General features: G+C 44.5%; 24 protein-coding genes and 1 pseudogene. All 25 read left to right on the top strand.

Features of this window, described 5'->3' with window-relative positions; all coding sequences use genetic code 11:
* Positions 1–5: 5 nt before the first annotated feature.
* The 25 genes and pseudogenes from BN1765_RS12435 (at position 6) to qcrB (ending at position 23,859) form a co-directional block, all read left to right on the top strand.
* Positions 6–725 (top strand): hypothetical protein, encoded by a 720-nt coding sequence (locus BN1765_RS12435; protein WP_050615437.1) that lies wholly within the window; start codon positions 6–8, stop codon positions 723–725.
* 321 nt (positions 726–1,046) lie between these two features.
* Complete coding sequence (gene spoIVA, locus BN1765_RS12430; RefSeq protein WP_050615436.1) at positions 1,047–2,525, top strand: stage IV sporulation protein A; 1,479 nt, start codon at positions 1,047–1,049, stop codon at positions 2,523–2,525.
* A gap of 507 nt (positions 2,526–3,032) precedes the next feature.
* A complete protein-coding gene (hbs, locus tag BN1765_RS12425) occupies positions 3,033–3,305 on the top strand; it encodes a non-specific DNA-binding protein Hbs (RefSeq protein WP_019242034.1) in 273 nt (90 codons plus the stop codon).
* A gap of 409 nt (positions 3,306–3,714) precedes the next feature.
* A complete protein-coding gene (gene folE, locus BN1765_RS12420; protein ID WP_050616759.1) occupies positions 3,715–4,281 on the top strand; it encodes a GTP cyclohydrolase I FolE in 567 nt (188 codons plus the stop codon).
* Between the two features lie 31 nt (positions 4,282–4,312).
* The gene (mtrB, locus tag BN1765_RS12415) at positions 4,313–4,537 is read left to right on the top strand and encodes a trp RNA-binding attenuation protein MtrB (RefSeq protein WP_050615435.1); all 225 of its coding nucleotides are present in this window, start codon (positions 4,313–4,315) and stop codon (positions 4,535–4,537) included.
* A 187-nt stretch (positions 4,538–4,724) separates the two neighbouring features.
* Complete coding sequence (locus tag BN1765_RS12410; RefSeq protein WP_050615434.1) at positions 4,725–5,543, top strand: heptaprenyl diphosphate synthase component 1; 819 nt, start codon at positions 4,725–4,727, stop codon at positions 5,541–5,543.
* A 2-nt stretch (positions 5,544–5,545) separates the two neighbouring features.
* Positions 5,546–6,274: a demethylmenaquinone methyltransferase gene (locus BN1765_RS12405; protein ID WP_050615433.1), complete on the top strand. Its 729-nt coding sequence runs from the start codon at positions 5,546–5,548 to the stop codon at positions 6,272–6,274.
* 24 nt (positions 6,275–6,298) lie between these two features.
* Complete coding sequence (hepT, locus tag BN1765_RS12400) at positions 6,299–7,261, top strand: heptaprenyl diphosphate synthase component II (RefSeq protein ID WP_050615432.1); 963 nt, start codon at positions 6,299–6,301, stop codon at positions 7,259–7,261.
* Positions 7,262–7,427: 166 nt separating this feature from the next.
* Positions 7,428–7,595, top strand: a pseudogene (locus BN1765_RS19590) (class I SAM-dependent methyltransferase); the annotation flags it as partial.
* Positions 7,596–7,619: 24 nt separating this feature from the next.
* Complete coding sequence (gene hepT, locus BN1765_RS12395) at positions 7,620–8,582, top strand: heptaprenyl diphosphate synthase component II (RefSeq protein ID WP_050615432.1); 963 nt, start codon at positions 7,620–7,622, stop codon at positions 8,580–8,582.
* Between the two features lie 681 nt (positions 8,583–9,263).
* Positions 9,264–10,834 (top strand): IS3 family transposase gene (locus BN1765_RS19820; RefSeq protein ID WP_147554191.1). Its coding sequence is split into 2 segments (ribosomal slippage): positions 9,264–9,906 and positions 9,906–10,834, totalling 1,572 coding nucleotides; the frame shifts between segments, so codons are not numbered across the junction.
* A gap of 178 nt (positions 10,835–11,012) precedes the next feature.
* Positions 11,013–11,459, top strand: a complete 447-nt coding sequence (gene ndk, locus BN1765_RS12380) for a nucleoside-diphosphate kinase (protein ID WP_050615430.1) — start codon at positions 11,013–11,015, stop codon at positions 11,457–11,459.
* A gap of 156 nt (positions 11,460–11,615) precedes the next feature.
* A complete protein-coding gene (locus tag BN1765_RS12375; RefSeq protein WP_050615429.1) occupies positions 11,616–12,389 on the top strand; it encodes a CheR family methyltransferase in 774 nt (257 codons plus the stop codon).
* A gap of 90 nt (positions 12,390–12,479) precedes the next feature.
* Positions 12,480–13,652 (top strand): chorismate synthase, encoded by a 1,173-nt coding sequence (aroC, locus tag BN1765_RS12370; protein ID WP_050615428.1) that lies wholly within the window; start codon positions 12,480–12,482, stop codon positions 13,650–13,652.
* Positions 13,653–13,656: 4 nt separating this feature from the next.
* The gene (gene aroB, locus BN1765_RS12365; protein WP_050615427.1) at positions 13,657–14,739 is read left to right on the top strand and encodes a 3-dehydroquinate synthase; all 1,083 of its coding nucleotides are present in this window, start codon (positions 13,657–13,659) and stop codon (positions 14,737–14,739) included.
* 14 nt (positions 14,740–14,753) lie between these two features.
* Complete coding sequence (gene aroH, locus BN1765_RS12360) at positions 14,754–15,125, top strand: chorismate mutase (protein WP_050615426.1); 372 nt, start codon at positions 14,754–14,756, stop codon at positions 15,123–15,125.
* A 141-nt stretch (positions 15,126–15,266) separates the two neighbouring features.
* Positions 15,267–16,373 carry a histidinol-phosphate transaminase gene (hisC, locus tag BN1765_RS12355; RefSeq protein ID WP_050615425.1) on the top strand — a complete coding sequence of 369 codons (1,107 nt, stop codon included), beginning with the start codon at positions 15,267–15,269 and terminating at the stop codon, positions 16,371–16,373.
* 20 nt (positions 16,374–16,393) lie between these two features.
* Positions 16,394–17,497, top strand: coding sequence for a prephenate dehydrogenase (locus BN1765_RS12350; RefSeq protein ID WP_050615424.1), 1,104 nt, complete (start codon positions 16,394–16,396; stop codon positions 17,495–17,497).
* A 20-nt stretch (positions 17,498–17,517) separates the two neighbouring features.
* A complete protein-coding gene (gene aroA / locus BN1765_RS12345) occupies positions 17,518–18,813 on the top strand; it encodes a 3-phosphoshikimate 1-carboxyvinyltransferase (protein ID WP_050615423.1) in 1,296 nt (431 codons plus the stop codon).
* Positions 18,814–19,053: 240 nt separating this feature from the next.
* On the top strand, positions 19,054–19,911 hold the full coding sequence (locus BN1765_RS12340) for a hypothetical protein (RefSeq protein ID WP_050615422.1): 858 nt from the start codon (positions 19,054–19,056) through the stop codon (positions 19,909–19,911).
* Positions 19,912–19,938: 27 nt separating this feature from the next.
* Positions 19,939–21,195, top strand: a complete 1,257-nt coding sequence (locus BN1765_RS12335) for a tetratricopeptide repeat protein (RefSeq protein ID WP_050615421.1) — start codon at positions 19,939–19,941, stop codon at positions 21,193–21,195.
* A gap of 85 nt (positions 21,196–21,280) precedes the next feature.
* Complete coding sequence (locus BN1765_RS12330; protein WP_050615420.1) at positions 21,281–21,826, top strand: ReoY family proteolytic degradation factor; 546 nt, start codon at positions 21,281–21,283, stop codon at positions 21,824–21,826.
* 234 nt (positions 21,827–22,060) lie between these two features.
* Positions 22,061–22,513 (top strand): YpiF family protein, encoded by a 453-nt coding sequence (locus BN1765_RS12325; RefSeq protein ID WP_050615419.1) that lies wholly within the window; start codon positions 22,061–22,063, stop codon positions 22,511–22,513.
* Between the two features lie 164 nt (positions 22,514–22,677).
* On the top strand, positions 22,678–23,181 hold the full coding sequence (locus tag BN1765_RS12320; RefSeq protein ID WP_050615418.1) for a QcrA and Rieske domain-containing protein: 504 nt from the start codon (positions 22,678–22,680) through the stop codon (positions 23,179–23,181).
* Positions 23,182–23,184: 3 nt separating this feature from the next.
* Positions 23,185–23,859 (top strand): menaquinol-cytochrome c reductase cytochrome b subunit, encoded by a 675-nt coding sequence (gene qcrB / locus BN1765_RS12315; protein ID WP_050615417.1) that lies wholly within the window; start codon positions 23,185–23,187, stop codon positions 23,857–23,859.
* Positions 23,860–23,863 lie beyond the last annotated feature (4 nt).

The raw sequence follows: 23,863 nt of genomic DNA, 5'->3' as shown, positions 1-23,863 counted from the left end.
CATTTATGAAGAAAACATATCTGGCAACAATGGTGATGGTGATGCTGGCTTTGCTTTCGGGCTGTATGTATCCGCAGAGCGAGAAAAGCGAGAATAAGATAGGCTATGAGGATCAGATCGCATCGGTCCAGAAGGCGGTGGATCAATACCGTTCCGATTCGGGTGGCCTGTTGCCGATTAAAAACCAAGAGGCGACGGTGCCTTATTACCAAAAATACCCGATCGACTTCACTAAATTGAAAGCAAAATATTTGGCCGAACCGCCGGGCAATGCCTATGAGAGCGGGGGAGTGTTCCAATATGTCCTTGTTGACGTGGAAAAGAAGCCAACAGTCAAAATCTATGACTTGAGGATCGCTGATGTGATCCAGGATTACCATATGCGCCTGTCGGTGTACCTCGATAAAAACAAATATCCGCCTTATAAAGAAACATTGGCTAAATCGGTGTTTCTGCTGGACTATAAAAAGCTCGGATATAAAGAGGCACCGGTTGTGGAAAGCCCTTACACCCATGCGAAGCTTGGGCTTGTCTACGATGCCAAGGGAGGAGTTTATGCCGATTATACGCCGGACCTGATGGCATCGCTTAAGGAAAGCAAACATGTTTATAAAAAGGGAGAGGATATACGGGCTGTATTGATGGAAGATTCATTTTATGCTCCCGCATTTTCATTGCCCTATACAATTGATGAAAAAAACGAGCCAGTATTCTTATTGAAATAGGCATAACCCTTTTTCTGCAAAATATATTGTAGAAGAAGGGTTTTTTTATACATGAAAATAAGGAATTTCTATCACCTTTTCATACATCATCCTGCTGTTTTATGTTTGTTGAGCAAGCGGATGAATGGCTGGCGGGGGTTTAAAATACTGAAGTTTGGCGGTTTTCGGTATGGAAGAACCAAGCAATGACTGCCAGATCTTTTCGGTGAAGGAGGAAAAAGAAAGCATATTTTTATAGGACAACATCATAGATATATATTGTTTTAACTAAATACATCTGGATATCATATCCCAAGCATTCTAATATCGGGAGGGAATCTCGTGGAAAAAGTCGATATTTTTAAAGATATAGCCGAACGGACCGGGGGGGACATTTATCTGGGGGTTGTTGGCGCCGTTCGGACAGGTAAGTCAACTTTCATTAAGAAATTCATGGAATTAGTTGTTATTCCTAATATGGAGAACGAAGCCGACCGGGCGCGGGCGATGGATGAATTGCCGCAAAGCGCAGCCGGCAAGACGATTATGACAACAGAGCCTAAGTTTGTTCCAAATTCAGCGGCAACCGTGCGGGTGGAAGAGGGGCTTGAAGTGAATATCCGCCTGGTGGACTGCGTCGGATATACGGTTCCGGGAGCAAAGGGCTATGAGGATGAAAACGGGCCGAGAATGATCAATACGCCGTGGTACGAAGATCCGATCCCCTTTCACGAGGCGGCAGAAATCGGTACCCGCAAGGTCATACAGGACCATTCTACGCTGGGTGTCGTCGTTACGACGGACGGGACGATCGGTGAGATTCCGAGAAAAGATTATCTGGAAGCGGAAGAGCGTGTCATCGAAGAGCTGAAAGAAGTAGGGAAACCCTTCATCATTATCATAAATTCTGTGCAGCCGTACCATCCTGATACGGAAAATCTCCGCCTTAAGCTGGAAGAGAAGTATAATATCCCAGTGCTGGCGATGAGCGTTGAGAGCATGCGTGAAAGTGATGTCATGAACGTCCTCAGGGAAGCCTTATATGAGTTCCCTGTACTAGAGGTGAATGTCAATCTTCCAAGCTGGGTAATGGTGCTGAGAGACAATCATTGGTTAAGAGAAAGCTACCAAAACGCTGTGAAAGAAACGGTTAAAGATATTAAGCGGCTCCGGGATGTAGACCGGGTCGTCCATCAGTTCGTAGATTTTGAATTTATTGCGGACGCTAGTTTGGCGGGGATGGAAATGGGCCAGGGTGTAGCTGAAATCGATCTTTATGCGCCGGATGAACTGTACGACAGCATCCTGAAGGAAATCGTTGGGGTAGAAATTAGGGGCAAAGACCACTTGCTTGAATTGATGCAGGACTTCTCGCATGCGAAGGCGGAATATGACCAGATTGCAGACGCGTTAAAGATGGTCAAACAGACCGGCTATGGTGTTGCGGCGCCTTCATTGGTTGATATGAGCCTGGATGAACCGGAGATTATCCGCCAAGGGCCTCGTTTTGGGGTCAGATTGAAAGCTGTCGCCCCTTCTATCCATATGATTAAGGTGGATGTTCAATCAGAGTTCGCGCCGATTATCGGAACTGAGAAGCAAAGTGAAGAGCTTGTCCGTTACTTGATGCAGGATTTTGAGGAGAATCCTTTGTCAATCTGGAGTTCAGATATCTTCGGCCGCTCCTTAAGCAGCATTGTGCGCGAAGGCATTCAGGCTAAGCTTTCATTGATGCCTGAAAACGCCCGCTACAAGCTGAAAGAAACACTTGAGCGCATTATCAATGAAGGATCGGGTGGACTGATCGCAATCATTTTATAGGCAAAAAGGCTGTTCCATAACTGGAACAGCCTTTTTGGTATGCATGTCATAAAGAAAAATCAAGAGATTTGCTGCCGATCCCAACGGGAGTAACAATTGTCACAAATATTTAATAAAAAAGGGATTATGCCACCCTTTTTGGGGAAGAATGGCATAATAACATGGTAATTCCAAAATAAATGCAACAATTCCTCAAAAGATTACCATTATTTATTGAATTCTCTTGATAACGAGATTTTATTATGATAATCTACATACAGTAAATCAGATAAAGTGTTGATTTTATAGGGTTTTACTCCGTTTTTTAACTTCTAAGGCATGTTGTCGGGCTCGATTGCCACTTGATTTCTTTTTGGAGATAGAGTAGGATAAAAATCGACTTTTGACAGTCTTTACTGTCTGGAAGTTATTAATAAACATAACATTAAAACGAACTTTCATTCTACAACATGTATGGATTAATACGGATGTTGAAAATGAAATTCCCTTTGGGAGGAGGTGAATGGCATGAACAAGACAGAACTAATTAATGCAGTTGCAGAAGCTAGCGAACTTTCTAAGAAAGATGCAACTAAAGCTGTTGATGCTGTTTTTGATACAATCTTGGATGCTTTGAAATCTGGTGATAAAGTACAACTTATCGGATTCGGTAACTTTGAAGTGCGTGAGCGTGCTGCACGTAAAGGTCGCAACCCTCAAACTGGGGAAGAGATCGAAATCGCTGCAAGCAAAGTGCCTGCATTCAAACCAGGTAAAGCACTTAAAGATGCAGTCAAGTAATGCTAACCTGTTAGTGCGGGAGGCTTTATAAGCTTCAGCATTAATCAGGCACTGCCTGGCATATCTACATAAAACCCCTCGCATGCAATGTGTGCGAGGGGTTTTTTCTTTTGTTTGGCACAGAACAGGAAGAAAAAGGACCGGCGGAAAGTGCCCCTTTTTTTGATTGTGTTTTCGTATCTGTGCTAATATGATAATATGACTTTTTTATGATGGATAGGAGACAGAACAGGAACCGGGCTGCTTGATGGAAGAGGCAGCCGTCTAGCTTCATCTCTTTCTTGGATGGAGGCAGCTTAGTTACGCCTTTTCCCATACAGGGCAAGGCTGTTTCCCAAAATAGCTTGATAAATACATACGATAATCATTTGACTGATAGATGGTTTGATTGATGGAGGAAGAAATGGGTATGAATAAAGTAGACCATGCGAAAATTGAACAGGCAATTACGATGATTCTTGAAGCAGTAGGCGAGGATCCTGAACGTGAAGGGCTTGTGGATACGCCGAAAAGGGTGGCAAGAATGTATGAGGAAATTTTTTCGGGATTGAATGAGGATCCAAAGGAATATTTCCAAACCGTGTTCGGCGAAGAGCATGAGGAATTGGTGTTAGTGAAAGATATTCCTTTTTATTCCGTTTGCGAGCACCATCTTGTTCCTTTTTACGGACATGCCCATGTGGCATACATTCCCCGAGGCGGAAAGGTCACCGGTTTAAGCAAACTGGCTAGGGCGGTGGAATCTGTTTCGAAAAGGCCGCAGCTGCAAGAGCGGATTACATCGACAATTGCAGACAGTATTTTAGAAAGCCTTGAACCGCATGGTGTGATGGTTGTCGTGGAAGCAGAGCATATGTGCATGACGATGAGAGGTGTCAAAAAGCCAGGCGCTAAGACAGTCACCTCGGCTGTGAGAGGAATATTTGCCTCCGATGCCCGGTCGCGTTCAGAAGTGCTGTCACTGATCAAAAACTGAATGGATTTTTAGCGAATGGAGGTGGATTAGAGTGGCAGAGAAAAATGAAGAGTATGTCATCATTAAGGCGAAGGAAGACGGCGTAAATGTGATCGGATTGACAAGAGGGTCCGATACTCGTTTCCATCACTCGGAGAAATTGGATACAGGCGAGGTAATGATTGCTCAGTTCACCGAGCATACATCAGCCATTAAAGTACGGGGCCATGCTCAGATCTTGACGGCGTTCGGTGAAGTCGAAAGCGAACGTAAATAAGAGCGTCGTTACCTAAGTCCCCAATAGGGAATGGTGTGGGGGACAAAATCTCTGCACTGGCAAGAACCTACTCAAGTTTTTTTATGCTATAATAACAATGGCTTTTCGTTGTGAAAAGCCTGTTAATAGTCAAACATAATAGGAATACCTATCCTATTTCACTATCAAGGTACAAGGGTGATAAATAATGGAAAATATTTTTTCGTACAGTAGGGACTTGCATGAGTACATCATTTCAGAAGCATATCATCCATACTTGCGCCGATACTTAAATGAGCCTGTGATTGAAGAACAGAAGCTCTTATTGCTGATTTTAATTTTGAATGAACTGAATATCCCTGAGGAAGATAGAAAACAATACATAACCGCCACTCTCCTTGTCCAGGCCGCGCTAGATGTCCATAATGACGTCACATCGCCGGATGGCCATGCTGAAAACGATGCATTGAAATTGCGGCAGCTTACCGTGCTTGCAGGTGATTATTACAGCGGATTGTACTACAGCCTCCTCGCAGAAACGGAAAATAATGATTTGATCCGTCTGTTGTCGGAAGGCATCATGGATGTCAATGAAAAGAAAATCATTTTTTATGAACAACACTATAGCGATCTGGCGTCGTTGTTGGATGCGGTTAAGGTGATAGAAGCTGCGTTGATTGTTAAGCTTGAAGAATGCTTCACCGTTCCGCGCTACCGGAATTTCATTGAAAACTTCCTGTTGCTTGAACGGCTGAAAAAAGAGCGCCAGGCTTTTATCGAAAAGGGAGATGCGCCATTCTATCAAGCTTTGTCAGGATTGCTATTTTCAGAGAAACTGGCCAGCCTTGCAGAAGAACAGATAGAGAGCTTGAAGCAGCAAGCTGAAACGATCATGCAGGAAGTCCAGGCATTATGCATAGAAGAACTGCATCAACAGGAATTGAAAGGATCGTCGGTAGCTGGTTTTTATGCTGGGCGACTGGCAGAAGAACCAGTAATTTTGACGTCAAACGGGGAAGAAGGGTAAACATGCAACCATCAAAGAATGAAAAGGAAGAAAAAGTACATAAAGTCTTTGAAAATATTTCTCAAAATTACGATAAGATGAATTCTGTCATATCGTTTCAACAGCATATTAAATGGCGTGACCGTACCATGAAAATTATGGGCGTCCAACCGGGAAGCAAGGCCCTGGATGTCTGCTGCGGGACTGCCGACTGGACAATCGCATTAGCTGAAGCTGTCGGCAAGGATGGGTTTGTCACCGGTCTGGACTTCAGCGAGAATATGCTAAGTGTCGGACAAGAGAAAGTGAAGCAGCTGAAGCTGGATAACGTCAAACTCATACACGGCAACGCGATGAGCCTTCCGTTTGAAGACAATAGCTTTGATTATGTGACCATCGGTTTTGGCTTGCGGAATGTGCCTGATTACCAGACAGTGCTTAATGAAATGAACCGTGTGCTGAAGCCGGGAGGAATGGCAGTCTGCTTGGAAACATCCCAACCGACCATGCCGGTATTCCGTCAAGGCTTCTACTTTTACTTTAAGCATATCATGCCGCTATTCGGAAAGTTCTTTGCAAAGAGCTATCAGGAATACTCCTGGCTTCAGGAATCGGCTTCGGAGTTCCCTGGAATGAAGGAACTTGCCAAGATGTTTGAAAAAGCAGGCTTTACGAATGTGGCCTATAAAGCCCATACTGGCGGTGTGGCTGCCACACATATTGGTTATAAAGCAAGAAATGAAAGCAATTGATGAAAATAAAGCTGGGTGGTTCGTATGAAATATAAAATGTTGTCCTCCTTGTTGAATGGAGATTTGCAAACAATTGAAAAAGAGTTGGAAAATAGCATCCAAGCGAGCGATCCTCTGCTCCATGAAGCATCGCTTCATTTGCTGCAGGCAGGGGGCAAGAGAATCCGTCCGGTTTTTGTTTTGCTTGCCGCCAAGTTCGGTACATATGACATAGATGTTGTCAAAAAAGTGGCCATGGCGTTGGAATTGATCCATATGGCTTCGTTGGTCCACGATGATGTTATTGATGAATCGCTTCTCCGCAGGGGGGCGCCGACCATCCAAGCAAAATGGAATAATAAAGTTGCCATGTATACGGGCGATTATATATTTGCCCGCGCCCAGGAACTGATGACGGAGGTCGGAAAGCCGGCAGCCCATAAATTGATCTCTAACACGATCGTAGAGGTATGCATTGGCGAAATCGAGCAAATCAGGGACAAGTACATATTTGATCAAACTGTGAGGAATTATTTTCGGCGCATCAAGCGTAAAACAGCTCTGCTAATTGCGACAAGTTGTCAGCTGGGCGGCATTGTCTCCGGCGTGGATGAGCGGACCCATAAGACCCTTTTCCGATTCGGATACTATGTAGGCATGTCCTACCAGGTGATGGATGATATCCTCGATTTCACGGCTTCTGAAAAAGTGCTCGGCAAACCGGCTGGAAGCGACCTGAAACAAGGCAATATCACCATGCCGGTATTATTCGCCCTTAAGCATAAAGAATTGCGGGAAAAGATTATAACTGTCCACGAAGGCATTTCCGATGAGGAAATGCAAGAGATCATTGAGGAGATCAAGAAATCAGGCGCAATTGACCAGTCCATCGAAATCAGCGACAGATTCCTGCAAAAAGCCTTCGATGAGTTGAAGAAGCTTCCGAACGGAAGACCGAGAAAGAATCTCCAGGATATCGCTAAATATATCGGCAAACGCAAATTCTAGCCGATTGATAGATCACGCTAAAACAATGTCCAATGAACTGCAAGGGTTTAGGGCATTGTTTTTTATGGAGTTTTATAGAGTTTTAGGTTAATAGATTTGGGAACCTCGCATCTTTTTTCTACGATAAGTCAACAATGAAATGCTAAACCGGTGCTTACCCCCGANCTATCAGGAATACTCCTGGCTTCAGGAATCGGCTTCGGAGTTCCCTGGAATGAAGGAACTTGCCAAGATGTTTGAAAAAGCAGGCTTTACGAATGTGGCCTATAAAGCCCATACTGGCGGTGTGGCTGCCACACATATTGGTTATAAAGCAAGAAATGAAAGCAATTGATGAAAATAAAGCTGGGTGGTTCGTATGAAATATAAAATGTTGTCCTCCTTGTTGAATGGAGATTTGCAAACAATTGAAAAAGAGTTGGAAAATAGCATCCAAGCGAGCGATCCTCTGCTCCATGAAGCATCGCTTCATTTGCTGCAGGCAGGGGGCAAGAGAATCCGTCCGGTTTTTGTTTTGCTTGCCGCCAAGTTCGGTACATATGACATAGATGTTGTCAAAAAAGTGGCCATGGCGTTGGAATTGATCCATATGGCTTCGTTGGTCCACGATGATGTTATTGATGAATCGCTTCTCCGCAGGGGGGCGCCGACCATCCAAGCAAAATGGAATAATAAAGTTGCCATGTATACGGGCGATTATATATTTGCCCGCGCCCAGGAACTGATGACGGAGGTCGGAAAGCCGGCAGCCCATAAATTGATCTCTAACACGATCGTAGAGGTATGCATTGGCGAAATCGAGCAAATCAGGGACAAGTACATATTTGATCAAACTGTGAGGAATTATTTTCGGCGCATCAAGCGTAAAACAGCTCTGCTAATTGCGACAAGTTGTCAGCTGGGCGGCATTGTCTCCGGCGTGGATGAGCGGACCCATAAGACCCTTTTCCGATTCGGATACTATGTAGGCATGTCCTACCAGGTGATGGATGATATCCTCGATTTCACGGCTTCTGAAAAAGTGCTCGGCAAACCGGCTGGAAGCGACCTGAAACAAGGCAATATCACCATGCCGGTATTATTCGCCCTTAAGCATAAAGAATTGCGGGAAAAGATTATAACTGTCCACGAAGGCATTTCCGATGAGGAAATGCAAGAGATCATTGAGGAGATCAAGAAATCAGGCGCAATTGACCAGTCCATCGAAATCAGCGACAGATTCCTGCAAAAAGCCTTCGATGAGTTGAAGAAGCTTCCGAACGGAAGACCGAGAAAGAATCTCCAGGATATCGCTAAATATATCGGCAAACGCAAATTCTAGCCGATTGATAGATCACGCTAAAACAATGTCCAATGAACTGCAAGGGTTTAGGGCATTGTTTTTTATGGAGTTTTATAGAGTTTTAGGTTAATAGATTTGGGAACCTCGCATCTTTTTTCTACGATAAGTCAACAATGAAATGCTAAACCGGTGCTTACCCCCGAAAGCATAAGAACCCTCTCTACAGGAAACATGGGTTTCGTTTCCGAAAGAGAGGGGCTTATGACTCGAGGGGGTGACCGGTGAAGCTAGACACATCGGCTCGTACCTCGCCGTGTTTCCTTTATCTCAAAGAAAGCTACTCCAGTTTGTACGTCCCTAAACGTGCCCTTCCGCTTTTCTCGGTGTCCAGCTGCAGTGACCAGGGACTAGCAAACTTCGCATCTTTCTTCTACGATAAGTCAACATCGGCTCGTACCTCGCCGTGTTTCCTTTATCTCAAAGAAAGCTACTCCAGTTTGTACGTCCCTAAACGGTCACTTCCGCTTTTCTGTGGTGTCTAGCTCCAACGGTCAGCGACTAGCAAACTTCGCTCTTTTCCCTACGATAAGTCAACATCAGCTCTCTACGTTCGCTGTGTTTCCTTTATCTCAGGAAAAGGGCTCCAGTTTGTACTGATATGCTCCCCATTAGGTAGACAGATAAAAAAACTAAATCTGTTTAGCTAAGGGGAGTATTTTTATGGCACGAAGTAAGCACCCATATGAATTGAAATTAACGGTTCTTGATCTATTAAGCCAAGGCCATACTTCTTTACGTGAACTGAGTAGGCAATTCCAAGTATCACACAAAACCATTAAACGGTGGAAGATTAGATATGAAACGTTTGGAGAGGAAGCTCTTAGAGAAGCGACTACATGGACCCGATATCCAAAAGAATTAAAAATGGCAGCCGTACAGACCTATTTAGATGGTGGCTATTCGTTGACCCAGGTGATCGCTAAATATGGAATTACCAGTGAGTCTGTTTTAAGGAGATGGATTAACCAGTATACTAGTCATAGTGAATTAAAAGATTCGGGTAAAGGAATGAGCCAATCTATGACTAAGGGAAGAAAAACAACCTTACAGGAACGCCTTGAAATCGTTTCTTATTGTCTTAGCCACCAGAAAGACTATCAGTTAACAGCTGACACTTTTCAGGTGTCTTATTACCAAGCATATAGCTGGACAAAAAAGTTTGAAGCAGAGGGCGAAGAAGGATTAAGAGATAAACGTGGACGAACAAGGAGCGAAGCTGAATTAACGCCTGATGAAAAAATAAGATTACAGATGAAACGGTTAGAAAAGGAAAATGAACGTTTGCGTGCAGAAAATTTATTTTTAAAAAAGTTAGAGGAAATCGAAAGGAGGCGTCGTTAGCGAAGATTCGCCACAAAACCCACTATCAAGCGATTCAAGAATTACACGAGAAAGACCATCTCCCTATTCTTTTATTATGTGATATTGCGGGCGTTTCGCGCGCAGCTTATTACAAATGGCTTCAGCGTTCCCCTTCCAAACGAGAGACAGAAAACCGTTCAATCCTGGAAGAAATCCAAGCGATCTATACACAGGTAAATGGCATTTATGGATACCGTCGAGTAGCCTTAAACATCAATCGGAAACGCCAAGCTGAAAACAAACCAAAGGTGAATGTGAAACGCATATACCGCCTTATGAATATAAGGGGGTTAAAGTCGGTCATCCGCCGAAAACGAAAACGGTATGTGTCTTCGCCTGCCCAGCACTTAGCTGAAAATAGGCTGAATCGGGAATTTACAGCTGACAAACCGAATGAAAAATGGGTAACGGACGTGACAGAACTCAAGTATGGCCAGTCACAAAAGGCTTATTTAAGTGCCATTTTGGACCTTTATGACGGCTCCATTGTCAGCTATGTATTAAGCCATTCGAATAATAACCCATTAGTATTTGATACACTTAATCAAGCAATCTCATCGTTAAAAGAAGAAAAGCCTTTGATTCATAGTGATCGTGGCTATCAATACACATCGCATGGGTTCAAGGAAATCATCACTAAAGCCAAATTAACACATAGTATGTCACGGGTAGGGAAATGCATCGACAACGGACCCATGGAATCGTTCTGGGGCACATTAAAATGTGAAAAATATTATCTACATACATATAAGACGTATGAAGCGTTACAAAAAGCGATTGATGAATACATAGATTTTTATAATAATGACCGTTTTCAAAAACGATTAAACGGCTTAAGCCCATTAGAATTTAGGGCTCAAGCCGCTTAAAGCATTTTTGTTATTTCGGCTGTCTACTTGACAGGGAGCAGTTCATACGTCGCTAAACGACCGTTTCCGCTTTTCTATGATAGTTTGCTAAAATTCTGAATATGTGGTAGTATTTTGGAGGAATTGTGCTGTTTTGTGTGATTCTTATACATAATTAAAGGTTAAGGAGTGTTTTACGATGGAAAAAACTTTTTTGATGGTTAAACCTGACGGTGTTCAGCGTCAATTGATTGGCGATATAGTATCACGTTTTGAAAGTAAGGGTTTCCAATTGGTTGGTGCTAAGTTGATGCAGATTCCTACAGAGCTTGCAGAACAGCATTACGGTGAGCATAAAGAACGGCCTTTCTTTGATGAATTGGTGGATTTCATCACTTCTGGTCCGGTATTTGCTATGGTTTGGCAGGGTGAAAATGTAATCGCTGCTGCACGTACAATGATGGGTGCTACAAATCCGAAAGATTCCCAACCAGGAACAATCAGAGGCGATTATGCAGTGACTGTTTCTAAAAATATCATCCATGGTTCTGATTCTCCTGCAAGCGCTGAAAGAGAAATTGGCCTGTTTTTCAAACAGGACGAGCTTCTTGAATATTCAAAAGTAAACAATGAATGGATCTATTAATTCCCGGTGAAGGAATGAATAGATCATAAATCCTGCGATCTAATCGTAGGATTTTTTTTATCTGGATGCCTATTTTTATTAAAAAACTGTCATCCAGTCGTCCGTAATTCGTTATACTATAAAGAAAGAATTCCAGTCGAATGGAGCATGGGGGATATGGGGAACGATTTCGTAGAATTTATACAAAATATCAAGAAATTATGTGGCATTGACCTGGCGCTCTATAAGGAAGCGCAGATGAAGAGGAGATTGATCTCTTTATATGAAAAAAAAGGATTGAGCTCCTTTCAGCAATATTTCCGATACATAAAAGAAGAACCGCAGGGTTTGGAAGAGTTCCTTGATCGAATGACGATTAATGTGTCAGAATTCTATCGCAATGCCAAGAGGTGGGACGTACTGGACCAAAAAATCCTTCCCCGCTTGGTGAGCCGCAATGGGGTGCTTAAAGTATGGAGTGCAGCTTGTTCGACCGGGGATGAGCCTTATACGCTGGCGATGCTTCTATCCAAGCATCTTCAGGCCGACCGGTACCATATCCTTGCGAGCGATATTGATGAAGCTGTGTTGAACCAAGCCAGGTTGGGGCGCTATCATGAACGTTCAATGAAGGAGCTTCCGCTGTATTTGAAGGAAAAGCATTTCACTCAAAATGGAGATTACTATGCCATACATGAAAATCTAAAGAAGAATATTCTTTTTAAGAAGCAGAATCTATTATCAGACTCTTTCGATACGGGCTATGACTTGATTGTATGCCGCAATGTAATGATTTATTTCACTGAGGAAGCGAAAGATATGCTTTACCGCAAGTTCAGTGCATCGATGAAACCCGGAGGCGTATTGTTCGTGGGAAGTACGGAGCAAATATTCAATGCCGCCCAATATGGGTTCGAAAATGAGGATACATTTTTCTATAAAAAGATATAGATGCTTTTATCATATTTGAATGACAATATTGAATATTTTGTGATATATTGTTACATAAAAGCTTTAAAGCGCTAAAAGGAGATGAGGATTGTGCGATATTTGACAGCGGGAGAATCACATGGACCACAATTAACAACCATAATCGAAGGGATGCCTGCTGGTATGCCCCTTACTGCTGAAGACATCAATCAAGACCTTGCCCGTCGACAGAAGGGACATGGACGCGGCAGAAGAATGAAAATAGAGAAGGACCAGGCCAAAATCACTGCCGGTGTCCGTCATGGAAAGACGTTAGGCTCACCGATTGCATTGGTTGTAGAGAATAATGACTGGAAGCATTGGACAAACATTATGGGTATTGAACCAATCGATGAACAGGAAACTGAAGAGATGGGCAGGGTGGTTACACGGCCGCGTCCGGGGCATGCAGACTTGAACGGCGGCCTGAAGTATGGGCACCGCGATTTGCGCAATGTTCTTGAACGGTCGTCTGCCCGGGAAACCACGGTCCGTGTGGCGGCAGGGGCCTTGGCAAAAACCTTGCTTTCACATCTTGGGATCAAGATTGGTTCGCATGTTGTTAAAATTGGCGGAATACAATCGAACGTGAACACCTATGAATCAATAGAAGATTTGCAGCGTATTACCGAAGAATCTCCTGTCCGCTGCCTTGACCCGGAAGCGGGGCAAAAAATGATGGATGCTATTGACCAGGCAAAAGCGGCTGGCGATTCCATCGGAGGGGTTGTCGAGGTAATCGTTGAGGGCATGCCGGCAGGAGTAGGCAGCTATGTCCATTATGACCGCAAGCTTGATTCAAAGCTTGCCGGGGCAATCCTAAGCATCAATGCGTTCAAAGGGGCGGAAATCGGCATCGGTTTTGAGGCCGCCGATCGTTTCGGATCAGAAGTGCATGATGAAATTGCCTGGAGTGAAGAAAAAGGTTTTTACCGTCTGACTAATCGCCTTGGGGGCGTGGAAGGCGGTATGTCTACAGGCATGCCGATTGTTGTCCGCGGTGTTATGAAACCAATCCCAACACTCTATAAGCCACTCAGAAGCGTGGATATCAACACCAAAGAGGAGTTTACGGCAAGCGTGGAGAGATCCGATAGCTGTGCGGTACCTGCAGCAGCAGTGGTAGCGGAAGCGGTAGTGGCATGGGAGCTTGCGGCTGCAATCGTGGAGCAATTTCCGAGTGATACGTTCACTGGATTGGCGGAATACTTGGAAACCTATCGGAAACAGCAAAAGGAGTATTGAAGCCATGAAGCAATTGACAATTAACACAGCATCTAAGACATATCCGGTTTTTGTAGGCAAAGACGTGCTTGATTACTTGGGGGAATTTATGCAAACCGAGCTGGATGAGATATCCAAAGTCTGGGTTATTGCGGATGAACAGGTAGCTGGCCTCTATTTGCAGGAGCTATTAGATGCCATTGTTCCTTATTACAAGAAAAAAGTGGTGACGACGATTGTTCCTAGTGGAGAGAAGGCCAAATCGTTTTCTGTTTTTGAGTTTTGCCATAAAGAAGGCCTGGAACATGAGATTAACAGAAATTCGGTTGTCCTAGCTTTTGGCGGGGGAGCGATCGGTGATCTTGCCGGTTTTGTAGCGGCCACGTACATGAGGGGAATCCGGTTTATCGGTATCCCGACAACCTTATTGGCCCATGACAGCGCCGTGGGAGGAAAAACTGCAATCAATCATCCACTGGGCAAAAATATGGTCGGGGCCTTCCATCAGCCCGAAGCTGTTTTTTATAATTGGCGTTTTATCAGCAGCTTGAGCGAGCGTGAGCTTCGTTCCGGTTTTGCCGAAGCGGTGAAACATGGATTAATACTGGATAAGGATTTCTATCTTAAACTGTTGGATGATGTACAGGATATATCCGATTTGCACGGTGATTTATTGGAACATATCATCATGAAGGGGATCGCCATCAAAGAATCCATTGTCAGTCAGGATGAGATGGAGAAAGGCGTCAGGGCTTTTCTTAATTTCGGGCATACGCTGGGGCACAGCATTGAAGCGAATGCAGGATATGGAAATGTGACCCACGGAGAAGCGGTCTGGACAGGCATGTGGTTTGCTTTGCAAATAAGCATGGACAAACTTGGATTGGCATTCGATTTGGGGCAATTTGAACAATGGAGCGCTAAATTGGGCTATCGTCTTGACTTGCCGCAGTGTTCGCATGAGGATTTACTTGAAAGCATGAAGAAGGACAAGAAAACAACTGGGGAAAACATCACTTTTGTTTTACTAAAGAAAGTCGGAGAGCCTGTCACTCTTTCTTTGACAAAAGAAGAAGTTCTAGACAGTTTGAAGAGGTATTTCGATTGATGGGAGGAAAATGTATGACACGTGGAGTCAGAGGAGCAACCACAGTAGACCGTAATGACGAAATTGAAGTGATCGGCAAGACGGAAGAACTTCTGTTGGAAATGATTGCGCAAAATAATATTGTGGCTGAAGATGTCTGCTCTGTTCTGATTTCTGTAACAGCTGACCTTACTGCCGCGTTTCCGGCAAGGGCTCTCCGTACGATCGAGGGATGGACATATGTTCCTGTGATGTGCGTGAGGGAAATAGAAGTGCCAGGCTCGCTCACACAATGTGTGCGTGTTATGCTTCATTGGAACACAGATAAAAAGCAGCGGGAAATCCGCCATATTTATCAGCATGGAGCTGTTTCCCTCCGGCCTGACCTCGCTGAAAAGCATACATAGACACCCGAGTTCTATAAGAGTTCTGCTAAGCTGGCAATCTGCATTAAGGTATATAGCGATGTAAAGGGAATCTGTTGTTTCTCTATCGTTTTTATATAGATAAAGTGGTGGAAAATTTGAGTTGAAAAGGGGACGATCCATATGAAATGGAAAGAAAAAATTATCGGTTTGCAATCCTACCAACCAGGAAGAACGATTAATGAAGTGAAGCAGGCTTACGGGTTAGAAAACATTACAAAATTAGCAAGCAATGAAAATCCATATGGCTATTCACCGACTGTAAGGAAAGCCTTGCAGGAAGGCACCACTCAATTCGAACTGTATCCTGATGGCGCGGCTTCCTCTTTGAAAAAAGCATTATCAGATTATCTGCAACTTCCAACTGAACAAATCATTCTCGGCAATGGTTCCGATGATCTCCTGAGCATCATTTCCCGCAGCCTTTTGCAGCCTGGCAATAATACCGTGATGGCGAACCCTTCTTTCTCTCAATACAAACACAATGCAACAGTGGAAGGGGCGGAAATCAGGGAAGTGCCCCTAGTGGACGGTAAACATGATTTGCCTGCCATGCTTGAGGCCATTGACGAGGATACTGCAGTTGTGTGGGTATGCTCACCGAACAACCCGACAGGTGTCTACATAACGAGCGAAGAATTGACTGCTTTCTTGGATGACGTGCCCCGCGACGTTTTGGTTGTGCTTGATGAAGCATACCGTGAATATGTCACTGCCGAAGATTACCCTGATAGCTTGGAGCTGATCAAACGATATCCTAATCTGATCGCAGTGCGCACCTTTTCCAAGATTTATGGATTGGCCTCTTTCCGTGTAGGCTATGGCTATGGCAATCTAGACATCATTTCTCAATTGGAGCCTGTCCGCCAGCCTTTTAATGTGAATACACTTGGCCAGGCGGTCGGCGAGATTGCTTTGGGCGACCAAGATTTTATTAAGGATTGCCGGGAGAAAAACCGAAAAGGCTTGGAGCAGTTCTATTCATTCTGTGAAAGAGAAGGATTACACTACTTCCCTTCGCAAGCAAACTTCATTCTAATGGACGTGAAGGCTGATGCTAATAAAGCTTTCGAATATCTTATGAGCAAGGGATATATTATCAGAAGCGGCCAGGCCCTTGGATTTCCTACCTACATCCGCGTGACGGTTGGCAGTGCTGAGGAAAACGAAGGATTCTTGGAGCAGTTGCAGGGCTTCCTTGAAACACAAAGAACGGGCAAATTAGCCTAATAGCAAAGGAGAGATCTTCATTGAGAGGAGAAGTCTTTGTCATCGGGCTGGGACTGATCGGCAGTTCGGTTGCTTTGGCGATAAAAAATACGCATCGCGATGCGACAGTCAGTGGTTTTGATATCAACCAAAACCATTTGCAGCTGGCCAAAGCCCTTGGTATTATCGACCATATTTCCTCGAATATGAAGGAAGGGGCGGAAAGAGCTGACTTAATCATAATAGGCACTCCAGTCAAGCAAACGGAGGCCATCCTAAAAGAGTTGTCTGCCTATGATTTGAAAGAACGGTGCATTATAAGCGATGTCGGAAGTACAAAAGTGAAAATAACAGAAACGGCTGCTGTCCTTGACGGGACTGGAGCCACTTTTATCGGTGGGCATCCAATGGCGGGCTCCCATAAGACCGGGCCGGCTGCAGCCAAAGCCCATCTTTTTGAGAACGCTTTTTATCTACTGACACCCGGAACCGGCGTGGAAGAAAAGAAGACGGCCGAACTCAAGGCATGGCTTCGGGGGACAAAGGCCAAATTCCTGGTCGTTTCTCCCGGCATGCATGATCAATTAACGGGCATCATCTCGCACTTTCCCCATATCATTGCTGCTAGTCTCGTCCATCAGGCGAAAAAGGGAACATTGGAAAATGAATTGATCACCCGGTTGGCTGCTGGCGGCTTCCGTGATATCACGAGAATTGCGTCAAGCAGTCCGGCAATGTGGCGGGACATTCTTCTGCACAACCGCGATATTCTTCTCGGCCTTTTAGAGGAATGGATGGTCGAGATGAAGGCGGTTCAGGCGTTTTTGCTGGATAATGACAGTGAGCGGATTTATGCTTTTTTCCAAGAGGCCAAAGAGTTCAGAGACGACCTGCCGGTACGGTCCCAAGGCGCTATTCCAGCCTTTTTTGATTTGTATGTGGATGTACCGGATTATTCGGGGGTCATTTCCGAAATAACAGGCTACTTAGCGAAAGAAAAAATTTCCATCACTAATATCCGAATATTAGAGACAAGAGAAGAACTATACGGTGTGCTCGTTATTTCGTTTCAATGTGAAGAAGATCGCAAAGCAGCGGAAGCATGCCTTGAACGTTATACAAATTATGGCGTATATATTGCCTGAAGAAAGAGCAGGGTGAAACAATGAGTCAATTATCCTTACAAACAGGAGCCAACAAACTTCAGGGAACTATAGCGGTCCCCGGAGATAAGTCAATTTCGCATCGGGCCATCATGTTCGGTTCTCTGGCTGAAGGACGGACAGTGGTCGAGCATTTTTTGGAAGGGGAGGATTGCCTGAGCACAATCTCTTGCTTTCGTAAATTAGGCGTGGATATCCAAAGGGAAGGTTCACGCGTAATCATTAACGGCAAAGGGATAGACGCGTTGCGGGAACCGGGCCAAGTGCTCGATGTAGGCAATAGTGGAACAACCATCCGCCTGATATCGGGGATACTGGCTGCCTTGCCCATCCATACGATTTTGGTAGGCGACGAATCCATCGGCAAACGCCCGATGAACCGTGTAGTGGACCCTCTGCGTGAGATGGGAGCGGCGATCGATGGCCGCGAGCATGGGAAATTTACGCCATTGAGCGTCCGCGGCGGCTCGCTGAAAGGCATCACTTATGAAATGCCTATTGCCAGCGCCCAGGTGAAATCGGCTATCCTGCTGGCAGGATTGAATGCGGAAGGGACCACAACAGTCATTGAAAAAGAGCCGACAAGAAACCATACAGAAACCATGCTGCGGATGTTCGGCGTTAAGGTCCGGACAGAAGGCAAGAAGGTTTCCGTTGAAGGCGGCCAAAAGCTTAAGGGGACAAGCATAGAAGTGCCCGGCGATATTTCATCTGCTGCGTTCTTTATGGTAGCAGCTGCCATCGCTAAGGACGCTGAATTAGTACTTGAGCGTGTGGGACTGAATGAAACCAGGGCCGGAATCATTGATGTGATGAAGGCAATGGGAGCGGATCTCCATATTGAACAGGAATCTTCCGAGGAAGGCGCCGAGCCGATGGGAACCATCACAGTGAAGCATTCCAAGCTAAAAGCGACTGAGATTAAGGGGAGCATGATTCCTAGATTAATTGATGAAATTCCGATTATTGCGCTTATGGCCACCCAAGCGGATGGGAAAACGGTTATAGCCGATGCTAAGGAATTGAAAGTCAAGGAAACCAACCGGATCGATACGGTCGTTGCCGAGCTGCAGAAAATGGGAGCGGATATCCGCGCTACAGTTGACGGAATGATCATTAATGGACCGACACCTTTAAAAGGCGCAGAGGTGGACAGCCACGGCGACCATCGCATCGGGATGATGTTGGCGATAGCAGCCCTCATTGCAAACGGTGATGCGACACTAGCAAATGCAAACAGCGTGGCGGTATCATATCCTTCATTCTTTGAAGATTTAAAGAGTGTGATTAGACAGTAACGCGAAATCCAGACTGCCTTCCCATGAATCTGGGAAGGTTTTTTGGTTGATTGGTTTCTGGCAGTCTCCAATCTCTATTTAAAAGATTTTCCAAAAGTGTTATTCTGTTAAAAGCATTTAAAAATCAGATATAATATAGTAGAGGGAGAAAAGTCCTCTTTTCGGGATGAGGCATGTGTTTTTAGAATATTGGGTTCATCATGTTCATATATTGGCGTATAACCGAAAGGAAGAGGTCTTATGCCATATATTGTTGAACATTTGTCTCTTTATGAGAACGGCATGCTGAAGAAGACGAATTTGGTTGTGAAGGGTCAGGTCATCCATGCGAGAGATGTGTCTGTAAAGAGGATGAAATATGTCCGCTTAAACATGGACAGGCAGATTATGATTGCGGCGGAAACAATATTCGGAAATCTGGAAAGCTGGGAGCAGCAAGGGATGTATTATGCCAAGGAGTGTCTATCCAAAGGTGCGACCACTGTCATCTTTCCCGTTTCATTGGATTACGAAAAAAAGCTCGATCTGCGCCTTGATCAAGCAAGGAAATCGCTGATGACCTTTCCATTGGACTATGTACTGATTCTCCGTATTCCTTTGTCGCTAGTGCGGCCTTCTCTTCTAAGACGCTGTAAGCAATTGCGCATCCCGGCGTTGCTCGTTGCCTTTCATTCAACGGAGGAATTAGATGCTGTTGCCTGGAGTTGGATGAGGGAGGCGGTTTTTCCGTATAAGCTGGTTCTGGTCCCAGAGTACCTTGATGGATCCTGCGAGCCCTCACGCTGGGAAGAATGCATGATAAAGGAGAAATTCCCTTATCTGCCGCAAGCAGTTTTACACGAGCCTTTGCCGAAAGACAGCCTGAAGAAGCTGGGGATTTTCCCATATAGGGGCATAATCCGCCACGATGGGGATATTTCCTATAATGTGATAGAAGAAAATCGTCTGGAATGTTTAATTCCTGACAAAAAAACGTATGATGATTATATACAATACACGGTATTCCATAATAGGGTGATCCGTGCCGGCGACCGGTTCTTCCTTGACGAGGGGCCGGGCGAAGAGCTGAGGATCACAGTGCCGGGGTATTTCCAATAAGAAAGCTTTAAAGCAGGAAGGATTAATATGATAACGGTTGATAAAGTAATAGAAAAGATAAATAATGGTGAATTCGATGAGGCCTACCGGCATATACATACAATACAAAATAGCGGTCTTGAAGACGATATCTTTGTATTGGCAGAAAAATTGTCGGAGATGGGTTTTCTTGAACAAGCTTATCAATTATACGAACAATTATTAGCGGTGCATCCTGATGAAGGGGAGTTGCTCCTTTCATTGGCCGAAATCTTAATTGAGCTTGACCGCGAGGATGAAGCGTTGGATTTGGTCAAAAAAGTAAAGAAAGATGACCCAGTCTATCCGAGCGCATTGCTGTTGGAAGCCGATCTGTATGCTCTGACCGGAATGGAGGAAGTGGCGTACAATAAATTGAAGGAAGCGAAGAAAATCATGCCGGATGAACCGCTGGTGGATTTTGCGCTTGGCGAGCAATGTTATATGCAGGGAAGCTTTCTTGAAGCGATTGAATGCTTTGAATCTGTGCTGAAAACGGAAGATGAAGTAGCGGGAATCTCTATTAATCAACGGATTGCCGAGTCTTACAGCAATATGGGCAAGTTCGAAGAGGCTCTTCCATATTATGATAAGAGCCTTAAGCAAAAGACTGAGCTCCACACTTTATTCCAATACGGTTTGACAGCTTTCCAGGCAGGCCAATACCAGACTGCAGTTGATAAACTGACAGAACTGAAACAATTGGACCATGAATATCATTCTCTGTATCTGTATCTTGCATCGGCCTATGAACAACTGAATGATTATAAAAATGCCTATGAAGTAGTGAAGGAAGGCATCAAGCAGGATGAATTCAATAAGGAGCTCTATTTCAAGGCGGGAAAAATGTCCATGAAGCTCCAAAAAGAAGAACAGGCTATTTCTTATTTCCGCCAGGCGATTGCCCTAGATCCTGGTTATCTGGAAGCAAATATCACGCTTGCGAAGCTGTTCATAGCGAAGGAAATGTATGAGGACTGCATCGAAACAATTGAGAGTGTGCAGGAATTCGGGGAAAACGACCCGCAATTTGCTTGGCTGCTCGCCCAGTGCTACCATGGGCTCGAGGAGTATGATAAGGCGCGCTCCTGCTATGAAGAAGCGTATGAGACTTATAAAGAAAACACTGATTTTCTGCTTGATTACGGATATTTTTCATTAGAGGAAGGAAACCGGGCGATCACTCTCGAAATATTTAAGACGCTACTTGAGAGTGATCCTTGGAATGAGGAATATCTTTCTGTAATAGAACAATTGGAGAATTGATTGAAGGACGGCGGCAGTGCAGTTGAGGCCGCCCTTATCCCGAAATGATGAATCCCAAATAAATGCTACAGAGGAGGGAAATACAATGGCAGCCCCTGTTTCTGTGAACGAGAAAAAAGAATTTATCCGATGGTTTCTGAACCATTACCAATTAAAGCGAAGAGAATGCGTATGGATTTTGAATTACTTAATGAGCCATGACCAGCTGATGAAGAATGTGCACTTTGTGGAGGACGCACAGTATTGTCCGCGCGGATTAGTGATGGCTGCTCACTGCGTGGAAGAAGCACCGTTCAAATTTTATAAATCCAACGTAATGACAACGGATGCGGAAAAATCCTTTCACGATATTCGGCTGAACCGTGAAGAAGATATTTATATTACTCTTCATTTTCGTTCCGCCTATTCTTCTTATCATTATGCAGCGGTTCTGGAAAAGAATCCTTTTGTACCAGAAAAGATGGAAAGTAATGAGAAGGACAAAATGATTGCGGAGCAGCTGCTTGAGCAATCACTAGTTGCTTTTCAACAGGACGCATTGCTAAAGCAAATCGATGATGCACTGGACCGCAATGATTTTGAAGCGTTTAAACGGTTGACCGACACGCTCAAGAGCGTCCAGCGTAAATAAGCGATAGGCCATTTTCATATTAGTGAAAATGGCCTATTTTTTATATTTTTTTAAATTGCCCAGCTGGTAGGACGATTAACAGATGGAGGAGTAGCTTCAAAGCTCTTTATAACAGGCAAAAGTTTTTTTATACTGTTAAATCAAAAGCAGCCAACAGAATTTAGGGCTGATTTTTCTGGGGGAAAAGTGTTATTATGGTATTGTTTTACAGTTTTAGTAAAGGGGTGCACTTTTATGAAATGGACAGCCAAAGATATGGAGATGTACAGCAATGCCAAAGAATATGTGGACACGGTGATTCTGCCGCTTGTCGGGATTGATTTTCGCCGCCTTCAGAGCGGAAGTGAAGCAGATTATATAACAATCCTTGCCCAAGAGATTGAAAGGCAGTTCAAGGGCCGTGTATTGCTTCTTCCTGCCATGATTTACAATGCGGGTGAAGAATCTGCGAAAAAGCAGGTACAGGCGGAGGAATGGGTTCGCCTGCTTACGGAAGAGGGGTTTGCACACGTCTTTTTGTTGACGGGAGACCCTTTTTGGAAGAAGGAGGCCAAGGAGCTGGATGAGCAGCTGATCACCCTTCCTGCGGTCCCGCTTGAGACGATGGATGAATCATATAAACGTGATATTATAGCGGAACAAGTAAAAAAAACATTGAATATGATTATCGAAAAATGGGCAGGATGACTGTCTAAGTAATTAGGAGATATGACACATTCTTGCCATTTATTGTGTTGTCGGAATATTGACCAAATTTCCATATTGATATATCATTGTAATGTCCTAGTTTTATAGAATATTTTGGTAAAGTTGGTTGGTCTTAGTTTATCTGACAGAAGGGGGGAAATTGTATGAGCAAACAACGTGTTTCCAGACGCCAATTCCTTAATTATACCTTGACTGGAGTTGGAGGGTTCATGGCTGCTGGCATGCTGATGCCGATGTTAAAATTCGCTGTCGATCCTGTTTTGAAAACGGATGCAAAAGGAAATTTTGTCGCGACCAAGCTGAAAGAAAGCGAAGTGACGGAAGAGCCTCAGCGCGTGAATTTCACCGTTGATCAAGTCGATGCCTGGTATGAATCCGAAGAGACGAGAACTGCTTGGGTGTATAAGAGAGGTGACGAAATCGTTGCACTTTCGCCGGTATGCAAGCATTTGGGCTGCACCGTGGATTGGAATACCGATAAGAACAATCCGAATGAATTCTTCTGTCCTTGCCATTACGGCAGATATAAGAAGAACGGGGCGAACATTCCTGGCACACCGCCTACAGGACCGCTTGATATGTATGAAGTAAAGGTGAAAAAAGGAATTTTGAACTTAGGGCCGATCGTCCCTAATAAGGAGGTGTAAACTGTGCTGAACAAAATCTATGATTGGGTCGATGAGCGTCTGGAAATTACGCCGCTATGGCGGGATGTCGCCGACCATGAAGTGCCTGAACACGTCAATCCGGCACACCACTTCTCTGCCTTTGTTTATTGCTTCGGCGGGCTGACTTTTTTCGTCACAGTCATCCAGATTCTCTCCGGAATGTTTTTGACCATGTATTATGTGCCTGATATTAAAAACGCCTGGGAATCCGTCTATTACTTGCAGAATGAAGTCGCTTTCGGACAAATCGTCCGCGGTATGCACCACTGGGGTGCGAGTCTGGTTATAGTCATGATGTTTTTACATACATTGCGTGTATTCTTCCAAGGAGCCTATAAAAAACCGCGTGAGCTGAACTGGATTGTCGGGGTACTAATTTTCTTTATTATGTTGGGGCTTGGTTTTACAGGCTATTTATTGCCATGGGATATGAAAGCGCTCTTTGCCACTAAAGTAGGCCTGCAGATTGCCGGCTCGGTGCCTTTGATCGGCGAACAGATCAAGGTGCTCTTAGCGGGTGACGCCTCCATTATTGGCGCGCAAACGCTGACACGTTTCTTTGCAATCCATGTGTTCTTCCTGCCTGCCGCATTGCTCGGTCTTGTGGCTGCTCACTTCCTGATGATTCGTAAACAAGGTATTTCAGGGCCGCTATAAAATG

Origin of the sequence: Bacillus testis (assembly GCF_001243895.1) — a bacterium.
GTDB lineage: Bacteria > Bacillota > Bacilli > Bacillales > DSM-1321 > Bacillus_AD > Bacillus_AD testis.
This window is presented reverse-complemented; position numbering and strand designations above follow the sequence as displayed.

Bases quoted from the DNA above. Each gene is read 5' to 3' on its own strand.
- BN1765_RS12320 (WP_050615418.1), top strand. From the start codon at position 22,678: ATGAGCAAACAACGTGTTTCCAGACGCCAATTCCTTAATTATACCTTG.
- folE (WP_050616759.1), top strand. From the start codon at position 3,715: ATGAATAAAGTAGACCATGCGAAAATTGAACAGGCAATTACGATGATT.
- hbs (WP_019242034.1), top strand. From the start codon at position 3,033: ATGAACAAGACAGAACTAATTAATGCAGTTGCAGAAGCTAGCGAACTT.
- BN1765_RS12335 (WP_050615421.1), top strand. From the start codon at position 19,939: ATGATAACGGTTGATAAAGTAATAGAAAAGATAAATAATGGTGAATTC.
- hepT (WP_050615432.1), top strand. From the start codon at position 6,299: ATGAAATATAAAATGTTGTCCTCCTTGTTGAATGGAGATTTGCAAACA.
- BN1765_RS12325 (WP_050615419.1), top strand. From the start codon at position 22,061: ATGAAATGGACAGCCAAAGATATGGAGATGTACAGCAATGCCAAAGAA.
- BN1765_RS12330 (WP_050615420.1), top strand. From the start codon at position 21,281: ATGGCAGCCCCTGTTTCTGTGAACGAGAAAAAAGAATTTATCCGATGG.
- BN1765_RS12405 (WP_050615433.1), top strand. From the start codon at position 5,546: ATGCAACCATCAAAGAATGAAAAGGAAGAAAAAGTACATAAAGTCTTT.
- BN1765_RS12375 (WP_050615429.1), top strand. From the start codon at position 11,616: ATGGGGAACGATTTCGTAGAATTTATACAAAATATCAAGAAATTATGT.
- hepT (WP_050615432.1), top strand. From the start codon at position 7,620: ATGAAATATAAAATGTTGTCCTCCTTGTTGAATGGAGATTTGCAAACA.
- aroH (WP_050615426.1), top strand. From the start codon at position 14,754: ATGACACGTGGAGTCAGAGGAGCAACCACAGTAGACCGTAATGACGAA.
- aroB (WP_050615427.1), top strand. From the start codon at position 13,657: ATGAAGCAATTGACAATTAACACAGCATCTAAGACATATCCGGTTTTT.
- ndk (WP_050615430.1), top strand. From the start codon at position 11,013: ATGGAAAAAACTTTTTTGATGGTTAAACCTGACGGTGTTCAGCGTCAA.
- aroA (WP_050615423.1), top strand. From the start codon at position 17,518: ATGAGTCAATTATCCTTACAAACAGGAGCCAACAAACTTCAGGGAACT.
- BN1765_RS12435 (WP_050615437.1), top strand. From the start codon at position 6: ATGAAGAAAACATATCTGGCAACAATGGTGATGGTGATGCTGGCTTTG.
- BN1765_RS12340 (WP_050615422.1), top strand. From the start codon at position 19,054: ATGCCATATATTGTTGAACATTTGTCTCTTTATGAGAACGGCATGCTG.
- BN1765_RS12410 (WP_050615434.1), top strand. From the start codon at position 4,725: ATGGAAAATATTTTTTCGTACAGTAGGGACTTGCATGAGTACATCATT.
- hisC (WP_050615425.1), top strand. From the start codon at position 15,267: ATGAAATGGAAAGAAAAAATTATCGGTTTGCAATCCTACCAACCAGGA.